The 10,927-nt window shown below is 66.5% G+C and carries 13 protein-coding genes; 8 read left to right on the top strand and 5 right to left on the bottom strand.

Features of this window, described 5'->3' with window-relative positions; translation table 11 throughout:
• The 5 genes from AAF481_12580 to AAF481_12560 all read left to right on the top strand — a co-directional run.
• The coding region (locus AAF481_12580; GenBank protein ID MEM7482003.1) for a choice-of-anchor U domain-containing protein at positions 1 to 685 on the top strand (685 nt) is incomplete at its 5' end.
• 35 nt (positions 686 to 720) lie between these two features.
• On the top strand, positions 721 to 921 hold the full coding sequence (locus AAF481_12575) for a hypothetical protein (GenBank protein MEM7482002.1): 201 nt from the start codon (positions 721 to 723) through the stop codon (positions 919 to 921).
• Between the two features lie 276 nt (positions 922 to 1,197).
• Positions 1,198 to 2,727 (top strand): YifB family Mg chelatase-like AAA ATPase, encoded by a 1,530-nt coding sequence (locus tag AAF481_12570; GenBank protein ID MEM7482001.1) that lies wholly within the window; start codon positions 1,198 to 1,200, stop codon positions 2,725 to 2,727.
• On the top strand, positions 2,724 to 3,095 hold the full coding sequence (locus AAF481_12565) for a type II toxin-antitoxin system prevent-host-death family antitoxin (protein MEM7482000.1): 372 nt from the start codon (positions 2,724 to 2,726) through the stop codon (positions 3,093 to 3,095). Before AAF481_12570 ends, AAF481_12565 begins: the two co-directional genes overlap by 4 nt.
• A 59-nt stretch (positions 3,096 to 3,154) precedes the next feature.
• Positions 3,155 to 3,535: a PIN domain-containing protein gene (locus AAF481_12560; protein ID MEM7481999.1), complete on the top strand. Its 381-nt coding sequence runs from the start codon at positions 3,155 to 3,157 to the stop codon at positions 3,533 to 3,535.
• Between the two features lie 28 nt (positions 3,536 to 3,563).
• Here the strand turns inward: AAF481_12560 and AAF481_12555 are convergent, their stop codons facing one another.
• Complete coding sequence (locus tag AAF481_12555; protein ID MEM7481998.1) at positions 3,564 to 4,973, bottom strand: sugar transferase; 1,410 nt, start codon at positions 4,971 to 4,973, stop codon at positions 3,564 to 3,566.
• Positions 4,974 to 5,105: 132 nt separating this feature from the next.
• Between AAF481_12555 and AAF481_12550 the strand changes: the two genes are divergently transcribed.
• Both AAF481_12550 and AAF481_12545 read left to right on the top strand, forming a co-directional pair.
• On the top strand, positions 5,106 to 6,053 hold the full coding sequence (locus tag AAF481_12550; protein MEM7481997.1) for a methylenetetrahydrofolate reductase: 948 nt from the start codon (positions 5,106 to 5,108) through the stop codon (positions 6,051 to 6,053).
• A gap of 46 nt (positions 6,054 to 6,099) precedes the next feature.
• Positions 6,100 to 7,548 (top strand): hypothetical protein, encoded by a 1,449-nt coding sequence (locus AAF481_12545; protein ID MEM7481996.1) that lies wholly within the window; start codon positions 6,100 to 6,102, stop codon positions 7,546 to 7,548.
• Here AAF481_12545 and AAF481_12540 read toward each other — a convergent pair.
• A complete protein-coding gene (locus tag AAF481_12540) occupies positions 7,494 to 7,973 on the bottom strand; it encodes a molybdenum cofactor biosynthesis protein MoaE (GenBank protein ID MEM7481995.1) in 480 nt (159 codons plus the stop codon). The genes AAF481_12545 and AAF481_12540 overlap by 55 nt on opposite strands.
• A complete protein-coding gene (locus tag AAF481_12535; protein ID MEM7481994.1) occupies positions 7,970 to 8,215 on the bottom strand; it encodes a MoaD/ThiS family protein in 246 nt (81 codons plus the stop codon). The genes AAF481_12540 and AAF481_12535 overlap by 4 nt, the downstream gene beginning before the upstream one ends.
• 202 nt (positions 8,216 to 8,417) lie before the next feature.
• Here AAF481_12535 and AAF481_12530 point away from each other — a divergent pair, with 202 nt between their 5' ends.
• Positions 8,418 to 9,995: an acyl-CoA carboxylase subunit beta gene (locus AAF481_12530; protein ID MEM7481993.1), complete on the top strand. Its 1,578-nt coding sequence runs from the start codon at positions 8,418 to 8,420 to the stop codon at positions 9,993 to 9,995.
• Positions 9,996 to 10,070: 75 nt separating this feature from the next.
• Here AAF481_12530 and AAF481_12525 read toward each other — a convergent pair whose 3' ends face one another.
• Positions 10,071 to 10,436 carry a hypothetical protein gene (locus AAF481_12525; GenBank protein MEM7481992.1) on the bottom strand — a complete coding sequence of 122 codons (366 nt, stop codon included), beginning with the start codon at positions 10,434 to 10,436 and terminating at the stop codon, positions 10,071 to 10,073.
• Positions 10,433 to 10,837, bottom strand: a complete 405-nt coding sequence (locus AAF481_12520; GenBank protein ID MEM7481991.1) for an NFACT RNA binding domain-containing protein — start codon at positions 10,835 to 10,837, stop codon at positions 10,433 to 10,435. The genes AAF481_12525 and AAF481_12520 overlap by 4 nt, the downstream gene beginning before the upstream one ends.
• Positions 10,838 to 10,927: the final 90 nt, after the last annotated feature.

Here is a 10,927-nt window from a genome sequence, read left to right as displayed (position 1 = left end):
CTGTGTGGGTCTCACCTGTGATCTCGACAACGTCACCGCGCCGCAAATGGTCACCGCCGAGTTCATCATCGAAGACTTCGATGGCGTGCCCGCCGACGTCGAAAACGCCGGGCCCAACTTTGGCGATGGCAACGGCGATGGTATCCCGGACGCCGAGCAAAGCGATGTAGCGTCTTTGCCCGCTTCCCACGGTGGCGGCTACCTGAGCGTTGAGCTGAGCGGTGCCTGCAGTCAACTCAACGAAGTCCAGACCCCGGTTGCCATCACGTCGGATCCGGATGGCTATGCCTACCCGTTCGGGCTGCTCGGCTTTTCCTTGCCCTGCGAGACGGCCACCGTGACCGTGCTCTATCACGGCATCGAGAGTCTGGCAGGCCTCACCTACCGCAAGCACGGCCCCAACCCACCGGGCTCGGCAAGTGAGATCTGGTACTCCATGCCAGGTGCAGTCTTCGGCACCACCACCGTGTTCGGCGAAACCGTGGCCACCGCGACCTTCGACTTGGCCGACAACGCCCTCGGCGACGCCACCGGAGACGACGGCCAGATCGTTGATCCCGGCGGGCCCGGGCTACCGCTCGCCGCAATCCCCACGCTCGGCCCCTTGGGGCTGATGATCTTGTGCCTCCTGCTGGGGGCCGCTGGAGTCATCCTCCGACACCGTTCATCCCAAAGCTCCGGCTAGCTAGGACTCGCGGCCCAGTCACGCCGACGGAGAAGTTGCGCTTCGACGCCGCCTGTCACCTCAGCGAGGCCGACAACCCTGTCGTTGCACGCGCCCGGCTGCGGAGGGAAGCGCGGGCCGCCGCGCGGCTCAACCCTGCGTCCATCGTCCAGATCTTGGAGTGGATCGAGACCGACGACGGCGACTGGATCGTTCTCGAGTTGGTCGAAGGCGCCACCTTGGCTCAATGCCTCTAGGACGGTGCCTTGGCCTTTCCCGAGGTTGCTGGCCCTTGTCATGTCGCCGGAACAGGCACGGGGCCTCCAGGTTTCGGAGCGAGCGCTCCGCCGCCGCATGGGACAGCTAGGCGTTCCGACCTAGTCGGTATTTGGCCTCAAAACCTCTTTCTTACAACGTTGTGATCGGCCGCCATCCGAGTGGACCGGCGGCGTTTGTCCGCTCCTGGGCTAAGAAAATCGAAAATCCGTCGGCGCTGCGAAAGATCTTCGCCGGACTTCGCGTCACCCCTATTGATGCTCGCTCGCACGAACGCCGCAACCCCCTGGGGGATCGATGCCCGCCTGGTGCAGGTGGAGGTCGACGTCCGCAACGGATTGCCCGGCATGCACCTGGTGGGCCTGGCGGATGTCGCCGTCCGCGAAAGTCGCGAACGGGTGCGGTCGGCGATTAAGAACTGTGGTTTTGAGCTGCCGCCGCGGGCGGTGGTGGTCAATCTCGCTCCGGCGGACCTCCGCAAGGAAGGCAATCACCTCGACCTGGCCATCGCGCTGGCGCTCCTGGCGGCGCACGGGCACTTGCCGCAGGAGTGCCTCGAGGGGCGGCTCTTCAACGGCGAGCTGGGCCTGGACGGGCGCCTCCGGCCGGTGCGTGGCGGCTTGGCCCTCGCCGAGTGTGCTCGCGAGGCGGCGGCGCAGGAGATCGTCTTGCCGCCGTCGACGGCGCGCGAGGCGGTGGCCCTCGGCGGCCTCGACGTGGTGGCCGTCGAGCGGCTGGACGAGGCGGTACGTCATCTCCTCGGCCTCGACCGACTGCCGGTCGTGACCGCGGGGGTAGCTCTTGGGCACGAGGCCGGTCGGGAAATGCCGGATCTCTCCGAGGTGCGCGGCCAAGGAGCCGCCAAGCGGGCCCTCGAAGTGGCGGCGGCGGGCTCCCACAACGTGATCTTCGTCGGGCCTCCGGGATCCGGCAAGACCATGCTGGCCCGTCGCTTGCCGGGGCTGCTGCCGCCCCTAGCGCCGGCCGAGGCGCTCGCGGTTACCAAGATCCACTCGCTGTCCGGCAACAGGCCGCCGAGTGGATTGATGCGCCGCCGACCTTTCCGCAGCCCTCACGCCGGCACTAGCGCTGCCGGGCTGATCGGTGGTGGCTCCATTCCGCGGCCCGGTGAAGCCAGCCTGGCTCACCACGGGGTCCTTTTTCTCGACGAACTACCGGAATTTCGCCGTGACGCCCTCGAGTCCCTTCGGCAGCCACTCGAAGAGGGCTTTGTGTCCGTCGTTCGCAGTCGGGCGCGGCTGACGTTTCCGGCGCGCTTCGCCTTGGTTGCGGCGATGAACCCATGTATGTGCGGCCATCTGGGGGACCTGAGAGGCCGCTTTCAGTGCCGCTGCGCGCCGAACCTCGTGGAGCGCTATCGCAGCCGCATTTCCGGTCCGCTGCTCGACCGCATCGATCTCCACGTCGAAGTCCCGGCCGTCACCTTGAAAGAGCTGCGCTCGGAGCCCGGCGAATCCTCCGCCGACGTCGCGGTGCGGGTGGCTGCAGCGAGGAATCGCCAGCAGAAGCGACACTCCAAGGCCGGCGGAGGCGAGTCCACCACCCACAACGCCGGTCTGAGCGCCGAGGGTGTCCGCCGACATTGCGCCCTCGATCTTTCCGCCCAGCGACTCCTCGACAGCGCCTTCGAGCGCCTCGGCCTCTCCGCCCGCGCCGTCCACCGCATCCTCAAGGTCTCCCGCACGCTAGCCGACCTCGCCGGCCGCGACCGCATCGCTTCGGCGGATCTGGCGGAGGCAATCCAGTACCGGAGGAACGTTGGATGAATGCTCTTTCGATCGCGAGTTCGATCGGGGGCTTTTCCCTAGCTCATCAAGATGGCTATAATAGCCAAATGAAGACGGCTACATTGACCGAGACCAAAAATGGTCTGAGTGCCTTGATCGACCAGGTTCGTGACGGTGAGACGATCTTGATTCTGGATCGTGGTCGGCCGGTCGCGCGGTTGACCTCGGCCGTCGATCGCGATGCCGGTTTGTCGAGCGGCCGAGTCGATCGCCTCGAACGCCGCGGAATTCTCCAGCGAGCGAGAGAACCCGTTGCCGAGGATCTCCTTCGGAGGCCCCGGCCGAAGGCTCGTGAGGGCGGCAGCCTTTTGGAAGTTCTTCTCGAAGAGCGGTCCACGGGCCGATGAGGTTTTGGGACAGCTCAGCGTTGGTTCCTCTGCTGGTAGAGGAGAAGAGTAGCGTCAGCTTGGCTCACATCGCGATGGATGGGCAGGAGATCCTGGTGTGGTGGGGTTCAGAGGTCGAATGCGCTTCGGCTGTCGCCCGACTGGAGCGGTCGGGACATCTCACGGCTGCCGAGAGTCACGGAGTCTTCGAAGCCCTCGACGAGTTCTCGAACACCTGGTCAACCGTCGACGCCCTGGAAATGGTGCGCAGGTCCGCCCGGCGTCTACTGCGAGTCCACGACTTACGAGCCGCGGATGCACTGCAACTCGCAGCCGCTCTGGCGGCGTCGGAAGGTCAGCCCGCCAGTCTTGAATTTGTCTGCCTCGATGAACGCCTAGTGGCGGCGGCTCAGCGGGAGGGTTTTCGGGTGATCGATGGAAGACGGCTCGGAGTCGGCTAGCAACCCCACTTCATCTCGACAAAGTTCCTCAGGTCCCCCGCGAGCCCACCACAATCTTCACCGTGCGGAACAGGATCGACAGGTCCAGCCACAGGTTCCAGTTGGCGATGTAGGCGAGGTCGTAGCGGAGTTTGTTCTGGGGGCTGGAGAGGTATTCGCCGTTGACCTGGGCGAGGCCGGTGAGGCCAGGGACGACGGCGAAGCGCTCGGTGTAGCCGGGAATTTCCTCCAGATAGCGGCGCACAAAGCCCGGGCGCTCCGGGCGCGGCCCGACCAGGCTCATGGTGCCGCCGAGGACGTTTAGGAGCTGTGGTAGTTCATCGATGCGGGTGGCGCGCAGCCAGCCGCCGACGGCGGTGAGGCGCGGGTCGTCCGGCTGGGCCAGGACTTCCCCGGTTTCGGCTTCGGCGTCCGTCCGCATGGTGCGGAGTTTCCACAGGGTGAACTCCTTCATGCCGCGACCGATCCGCCGCTGGCGGTAGAAGGCGCTGCCCGGTGAAGTGAACCAGACCAGCGGGACGCAAATGGCGAGAAGGGGCAGCGACAGCAGCATCAGCAGGCTGGCGCCGGTGAGGTCGAGGGTGCGCTTGAGGGGGCGGCGCACCCGCCACTCGTTCTCCCGCACCACCTCGATCAACGGCAGGTCATGGACCCACCGGTAGCGCATGCGCCCGATCAGGCTCTCGTAGGGACCCGGCAGCAGGAGCACACTGGAGCGCGCCGGCTGGGAGCTGGACAGCCGATCGAGCATATGGGTTCGCCAACTCGGCGCGCTGCCGGCCAGGATCACGTGGTGGATGCCGAGTTCAGGAATCTTGTGAGGCAAGTCGTCGAGGGTGCCGAGGCAGGGTCCCAGGGCCGGCGCCTCCGGGTCGCAGAAGTCTTCCTCGTCCGGCGGGACGACGTAACCCACCACCTCCAATCCGTGCTGGTGGTGAAGGTCGATCTTGACCGCCACCTCAATGGCCGATGGGCCGCAGCCCACCAGCACCACTCGGCGGCGGCCGGGACGGTGGAAACGCTCGATCAGGAGCCGCCACAGCAGCAAGGCGACGAAGTTCACCAGTACGAAGAGCACCAGCACCGAGCGCGGAAACTGGGTTTCCGACAGGAAGTAGAAGCCCGCCAGCAGCAATCCCTGGAGGCCGGCGGCGGCGGCTAGGCGGCGGACGAGGTCGAGGCGCGGCCGCGGCTCCGGCGGATCGTAGAAGCCGAAGAAGTAGAGCAGTACGAGCTGGCTGGCCACCGCCAGCGCCACGCCGTTCCAGCCGGACGAGGCCAGGAGCAACCGATCTTCCGGCAGCAGTTGCTCGGTGAAGGGGATGGGGACGGTGATCCGGGCCCAGAAGGCGCCGTAGAATGCGGCCGCGGCGATCGCGAGATCGCCCGCCAGGCGCACCGTCGAGGTGATTCGTCCGCGGGGAGTGAAAGTGTTCATCGGGAGGGGGATCCAGCCACTGGCTCATCCGACTCTATCGAAGTTTCATTTTCCGCCCGCTATACTCGGCCTGGCTTCACCACGGCCTGTGGTTGCCCACCGAGAAATGATCCGCCGAGGGCAAGTCATCGCATGAAAGTCACCGATCACTTGGATCAGGCCGACGGGCCACTCATCAGCTTCGAGATCATTCCGCCCCTGCGTGGTGGCAACGTGCGGCAACTGCTGGAGGTGATCGAGCAGTTAGTGCCCCACAATCCGCCGTTCATCGACATCACCAGCCACCCGGCGGAGGTGATCTACGAGGAAACCGGCAGCGGCATCCAGAAGCGCATCAAGCGCAAGCGGCCGGGCACCCTCGGAGTGTGTGCGCTGATCCAGAACAAGTACGACATCGACGCGGTTCCTCACATCCTCTGCCAGGGCTTCACCCGGGAGGAGACCGAGGACTTCCTGATCGAACTCAACTACCTGGGGATCGACAACGTGTTGGCGGTGCGCGGCGACGATAGCGGCTACCGCAAGCCTCTGCGCAACGGTCGCAGCGCCAACCCCTTCGCGGTGGATCTGGTGCGGCAGATCGAGGCGATGAACGCCGGTACCTATCTCGAAGAATCCCTGCTCGATGCGGAGCCCACCAGCTTTTGCGTCGGAGTCGGTGGCTATCCGGAAAAGCACTTCGAGGCCCCCAACTTGCCGAGCGACATCCGCTGGGCGAAAGAGAAAGTCGATGCCGGTGCGGAGTACATCGTCACTCAGATGTTCTTCGACAATTCGCGCTACTTCCGCTACGTCGAGTCCTGCCGGGAAGCGGGGATCGGGGTGCCGATCATCCCAGGTTTGAAGGTGGTCACCTCGCTCAAACACCTGTCGAGCATCCCTCGCACTTTCCACGTCGATATTCCGCCGGAACTTTCGGAGGCCATCACGGCCGATCCGAAGCATGTCCGGGAAATCGGGGTGAAATGGGCTTTGGCTCAGGCGCAGGAGTTGGTCGACCGAGGAGTTCCCTCGGTACACTTCTACGTGATGCTCGATGCCGTGGCGGTCAACGATCTGATGACGCGCCTCAAGATCTGAAACGGGCCTCGGCAACTCCTTCCGCGCCGGTTCGTAGAATGCCCCCATGAGCCGTGCTTGGCCGGTGTACCTCGCCCTCTTGGTACTGGTGCTCGCCCTTGGTGGATTTGTCTGGCTCTCCCGTTTCCCGGAGTCTCCCGCGGTCGAAAGCGCCGAGAGTTGGCCGCTGGCCGGTCCATGGATCGCCGAGCTCCGCCGCGGCTATCTGCCTCCGGAGCCTCCGGAGCCGCAACGGGAGCCGGCCGAAGGCGCCGCCGCCGAGCCCGTCGTCCCCGCGGGGCCGATCGATCTCACCGGCAGCCAGAACGCCGCGGGTCGTATCCCCAAGCCTGGAGACGGCGATGCCGGCGAGCTGTGGCTGGGGCCCGGTGACCGGCTCTACCGGGGGCGGTCCGAATCGTCGCCGGTGGTGGCGGAGGTCGATGCCTTTTCCCGCGTCCTGGTGTTGGAACGCCGAGGCGCCTGGCGGCGAGTGCGCACGGACCGCCGGCAGGAGGGTTGGGTGCGGCCGATCGAACGTGCCCGAGCCGGGGAGCCGCCGCTCGGCAATGCCCCGGAGCCGGCGCGCCCGCTGCCGGGCCAGGCGCCGGATCCTGAGCGCCTCGAAGCGGCCCTCGACCTTCTCGGAGTCGGTGGACCGGCCGGCGAAATCGGTCCCTATCCGCTCTTTACGGACGTGGTGGACGTCGGTCTGGTCACCACCCTCGATCGGCTGGCCGGCGATCTGGAACGCGCCTACTTTGGGCGCTACGGCCGGTCGCCGAGAGGGCAAGCGCGGGAAGCGGTGGTGTTGTTCGATGCCGAGCGCGCCTATCGGCGCTTCCAGAACCTGGAGACGCCGCTCGTCGGGTTGCCGGCGAGCGGCCATGCGGCGGCGGGCCTGGTGGCCCTGTACCGGGGGGAACGGCGGCGTGACGAACTCCATGAGACGCTGGTGCACGAGGTGGTCCATCTGCTCAACCGCCGGGCCCTCGGTCCGGCTCTACCTCCCTGGCTGGACGAAGGGCTGGCGGACGATCTCGCCTCGTGCCGCATCGGCCCCGCCGGTGGTCTTGACATCTCGAAACTGGGCGGCTCGACGGTGACCGAGGGGGATCGCAAGCGCTACTTCGGTCCCCCGGCCACCCTCCGGCTTCTGGCCTATTCCCTCGACCGCGACGCGCTGCCGTCGCTGGCGGAACTGACGGCTCTCGACTGGCAGGGCTTCGTGCGGTCGGACCTGCGGGACCTCTACTACGCCTACAGCGGATTCTTCGTGCGCTATCTGCTGGAGGGCGAAGGAGGCGCCCTGGCCGATCCTTTCCGGCGCTTTTTGGCGGCGGTGTCGGAGGGCGACTCGGCAGCGCCGGCCTCGCTGTGGTTCGCCCTGGGGCGGGAGGCGGCGAGTCTCGACGCGGGATTCGCCGAGTGGGTGCGGGCCGAGGCGGCGGCGCGGGCGGACTACGAACCGCCGTCCGCGCCCGTTGGCCCGGGCGATGGGACGATCGGTCCCTGACCGGCGGACAAGGGCTCTTCCTCACGCCACACCGCCTCGCCGTCCGCATAGTGTTCTCGTTTCCAGATCGGCACTTCGGCTTTGAGGCGTTCGAGAGCCTCGCGGCTCGCCTCGTAGGCGGCGTCGCGATGCGGTGAGGCGACGGCGATCACCACGCTCGCTTCGCCTGCCGGCACCTCTCCGAGGCGGTGGACGATCGCCGCCGCCAGGTTCCGGTGGGCAGCTTCGAGGTCCCGGATGATGCGCCGCAGGGTCTCTTCGGCCATCGGTTCGTAGCCCTCGTAGGTCAACCGCTCGACCGCCCGTCCGCGGTGAGAGTCGCGCACCGCTCCCACGAAGGTGACCACCGCACCGCGCTCGCGGCTTTGCACCGCGGCGGTGATCACCGCGGAATCGAGCGCGGAGTGGGTCAGGCCGGTGGTCATCCGCCGGAGACCGGAGGGAGCAGCGCGACCTCCGCTCCTGCCGCGATCACCGTACTGGTTTGCGCCAGTTGCCCGTCGACGGCGACGGCCAGGCGCGGCCAGAGGGGGGCGAGAGCCGGGTGGTCTTCTGCCATTCGGCCGGCGAGGTCGGAGACCCGAGTTCCAGCGGGAACCTCCAGTTCGATCTCCCGGCCGCCCAAAGCTTCGGCGGCGGTGGCGAAGGCCAGGATGCGAATCTTCATGACCGAATGCTATCTCGGTCCGCCAGCCCGGCTCTCCTCGAGGGGCGTCCCCCGACTGGGCGGCCCCTTATAATCCCGCTTCATCCTTTGATCCCCCATCCGACGTTTGAGGAGACACCCCGTGGCCATTCTTGAAAGCAACGTGACCCATGACGAGCGATTCGCCCGCCGCGCCGAGCACTGGCAAGGGGAGGTCGAGCGCCTGAGGGAGGAGGAGGCTGCGATCCGCCTCGGCGGCGGGGCCAAGCGCCAGGAGAAACAGCGCGCCAAGGGCAAGCTAACCGCTCGCGAGCGGGTGGCGGCACTGTGCGACGAGGGGGCGGATTTCCTCGAACTGGGTTTGTGGGTGGCCCACGGTTTCTACGAAGAGGTCGGTGGCGCGCCGGCGGCGGGGGTGGTGACCGGCCTCGGCAGGGTGCACGGCCGCGAGGTGATGGTGGTGGCCAACGACGCCACCGTCAAGGCCGGCGCCTGGTTCCCGCTCACCTGCAAGAAGGTACTGCGGGCGCAGGAGGTCGCCCTGGAGAACCGCCTGCCGATGGTTTACCTGGTGGATTCGGCCGGCGTCTTTCTGCCGATGCAGGACGAAATCTTCCCGGACAAGGAGCACTTCGGCCGCGCCTTCTACAACAACGCCCGGCTGTCCGCCGAGGGCATCTTCCAGGTGGCAGCGATCATGGGTTCCTGCGTCGCCGGCGGTGCCTACCTGCCGATCATGAGCGACGAGTCGCATATCGTCGAGGGCACCGGCTCGATCTTTCTCGCCGGTTCGCACCTGGTGAAGGCGGCGATCGGTGAAGACATCGACAACCAAGCCCTGGGCGGTGCCGAGGTGCAGGTGGACATTTCCGGCGTCGTCGACCACCGGCATGCCTCCGATGCCGACTGCCTGGCGGCCATCCGCCGGCAGATCGAACAGCTCGGCGACACTGAAAAGGCGCCCTTTGCCCTCCGCGAGGCGCAGAAACCGCGGTCGCCGGTGGAGGAGCTCGCGGCGGTACTGCCGATCGACCGGGCCAAGCCCTACGACATGCGCGAGATTCTCGCTCGGCTACTCGATGGCTCGGAACTGGACGAGTTCAAGGCCACCTACGGCGAGACCATCATTTGCGGCACCGGCTGGATCGAGGGCCGAGTGGTGGGCATCGTCGCCAACCAGCGTTCGGTGGTGCAGCGCAAGACCGGACTGGAGCCGAAGGACAAGGAACTCCAAATCGGCGGCGTGGTCTATTCCGAGTCCGCCGACAAGGCCGCCCGGTTTGTGCAGGTGTGCAACCAGAAGAAAATCCCGCTGCTCTTCCTGCAGGACGTCACCGGCTTCATGGTCGGCAGCCGCGCCGAGCGCGGCGGCATCATCAAAGACGGCGCCAAGCTGGTGAATGCCGTCGCCAACTCCTCTGTCCCAAAGATCACCCTGTTCGTCGGCAATTCCTACGGTGCCGGCAACTACGCCATGTGCGGCAAGGCCTACGGTGCCCGCTTCCTCTTCGCTTGGCCGTCTGCCTCCATCGCGGTGATGGGCGGCGCCCAGGCCTCGAAGACCCTGTTGTCGATCCAACTCAAGAACCGGGAGGTCTCGGACGAGGAAAAACAGGAACTTCTGGCCCGCATCCAGAAGCGCTACGACGACGCCATGAATCCCCGCTACGCCGCCGCCCGCCTGTGGGTGGACGCCATCATCGAGCCGGCGAAGACGAGGCAGGTGCTGGCCCGGGCGCTGGAGGCGGTGGCGGAGAATCCGGAGGTAGCGGAGTTCAAGACCGGAGTCTTGCAAACGTAGCGTCTTTCCGGTGTGTCGTGGCTCCTTGCCGGCGCCGCGAAATCCTCGGAAATACGTTTAGTAATCGGGCTTTCCCTACGATGGTGGGCCGCTGGGGTCGACGAATCGGCTCCCCAATTCTGTTTTGAACAGATCCGCGAACTCCGGGTGCTCGGTCAGGTACTCGTCGGCCAATGCTCTGTGGTCCGGCCGGAGCGAAATCGCCAGCAGGACGGCCAGGTAAGGATCGTCGACCTCTTGCGGGTCGAGCTTTTCGAGCACCGCCGTCAGAAAGCCGCGGGCCGCGGTGCTGGCTTGCTCGCCATCGAGGGTTTCGGTGAAGGGCTCTGCCGCCTGGGCCAGCAACTCACCGCGCCGCTGCCAGGAAGTGCCTCCCAGGCGTTCGGCCCAGGTGTCCACCATCTGCTGCATTGCCGGCGTCAAACGTTCGTACAGAATCATGTCGGTTCCTCTTCTCCCGCCGGATAGGCGCGTTCGGCGTAGACCTTCAGTCGGTCGAAGCGGCGCAGGTTGACCCGGCCGGCCGGGTAGCCGCACGGTTTGGAGACGTCTCGCGCGCGGCAAATGTGGACTTCGGTCTTGCCGCGGCCGTTGCGGCCCTTGGAGTGCCAGGCGGCCAGCGCCGCAGCTCGCTCTTCGACGGAGCGGGGCAGGGCGGCGAGATCGTCCGGATTGCGCACCACCACATGGCTGCCCGGCGTACCGCCGGCGATATGCAGCCAGAAGTCTCGAGGCTCGGCGATCACCAGACTTAGGCGATCATTGTCCGCTGCCCCCTTGCCCACCAGGATGGTAAAGCCTTCGTGCTCGATGGTGCGATAGCCGCGGCCCTTGCTCGCCATCCGCGCATGGTAGCAATCAGAGAGCGGGAGAGGAACGAAGGTTCTCCCGCGCTCTGATTGCTCTTGATCTCAGGGGGGCTGGGCGCCCCC

The organism is Acidobacteriota bacterium (assembly GCA_039030395.1).
Lineage (GTDB): Bacteria > Acidobacteriota > Thermoanaerobaculia > Multivoradales > JBCCEF01 > JBCCEF01.
Note: the sequence above shows the minus strand (reverse complement) of the source record. Positions and strands in the feature narration are given on the sequence as shown.

What these genes read in the sequence shown, in the direction of transcription:
- AAF481_12525 (MEM7481992.1), bottom strand. Translation starts at nt 10,436, where the DNA reads ATGATTCTGTACGAACGTTTGACGCCGGCAATGCAGCAGATGGTGGAC.
- AAF481_12540 (MEM7481995.1), bottom strand. Translation starts at nt 7,973, where the DNA reads ATGACCACCGGCCTGACCCACTCCGCGCTCGATTCCGCGGTGATCACC.
- AAF481_12550 (MEM7481997.1), top strand. Translation starts at nt 5,106, where the DNA reads ATGAAAGTCACCGATCACTTGGATCAGGCCGACGGGCCACTCATCAGC.
- AAF481_12545 (MEM7481996.1), top strand. Translation starts at nt 6,100, where the DNA reads ATGAGCCGTGCTTGGCCGGTGTACCTCGCCCTCTTGGTACTGGTGCTC.
- AAF481_12520 (MEM7481991.1), bottom strand. Translation starts at nt 10,837, where the DNA reads ATGGCGAGCAAGGGCCGCGGCTATCGCACCATCGAGCACGAAGGCTTT.
- AAF481_12555 (MEM7481998.1), bottom strand. Translation starts at nt 4,973, where the DNA reads ATGAACACTTTCACTCCCCGCGGACGAATCACCTCGACGGTGCGCCTG.
- AAF481_12535 (MEM7481994.1), bottom strand. Translation starts at nt 8,215, where the DNA reads ATGAAGATTCGCATCCTGGCCTTCGCCACCGCCGCCGAAGCTTTGGGC.
- AAF481_12565 (MEM7482000.1), top strand. Translation starts at nt 2,724, where the DNA reads ATGAATGCTCTTTCGATCGCGAGTTCGATCGGGGGCTTTTCCCTAGCT.
- AAF481_12570 (MEM7482001.1), top strand. Translation starts at nt 1,198, where the DNA reads ATGCTCGCTCGCACGAACGCCGCAACCCCCTGGGGGATCGATGCCCGC.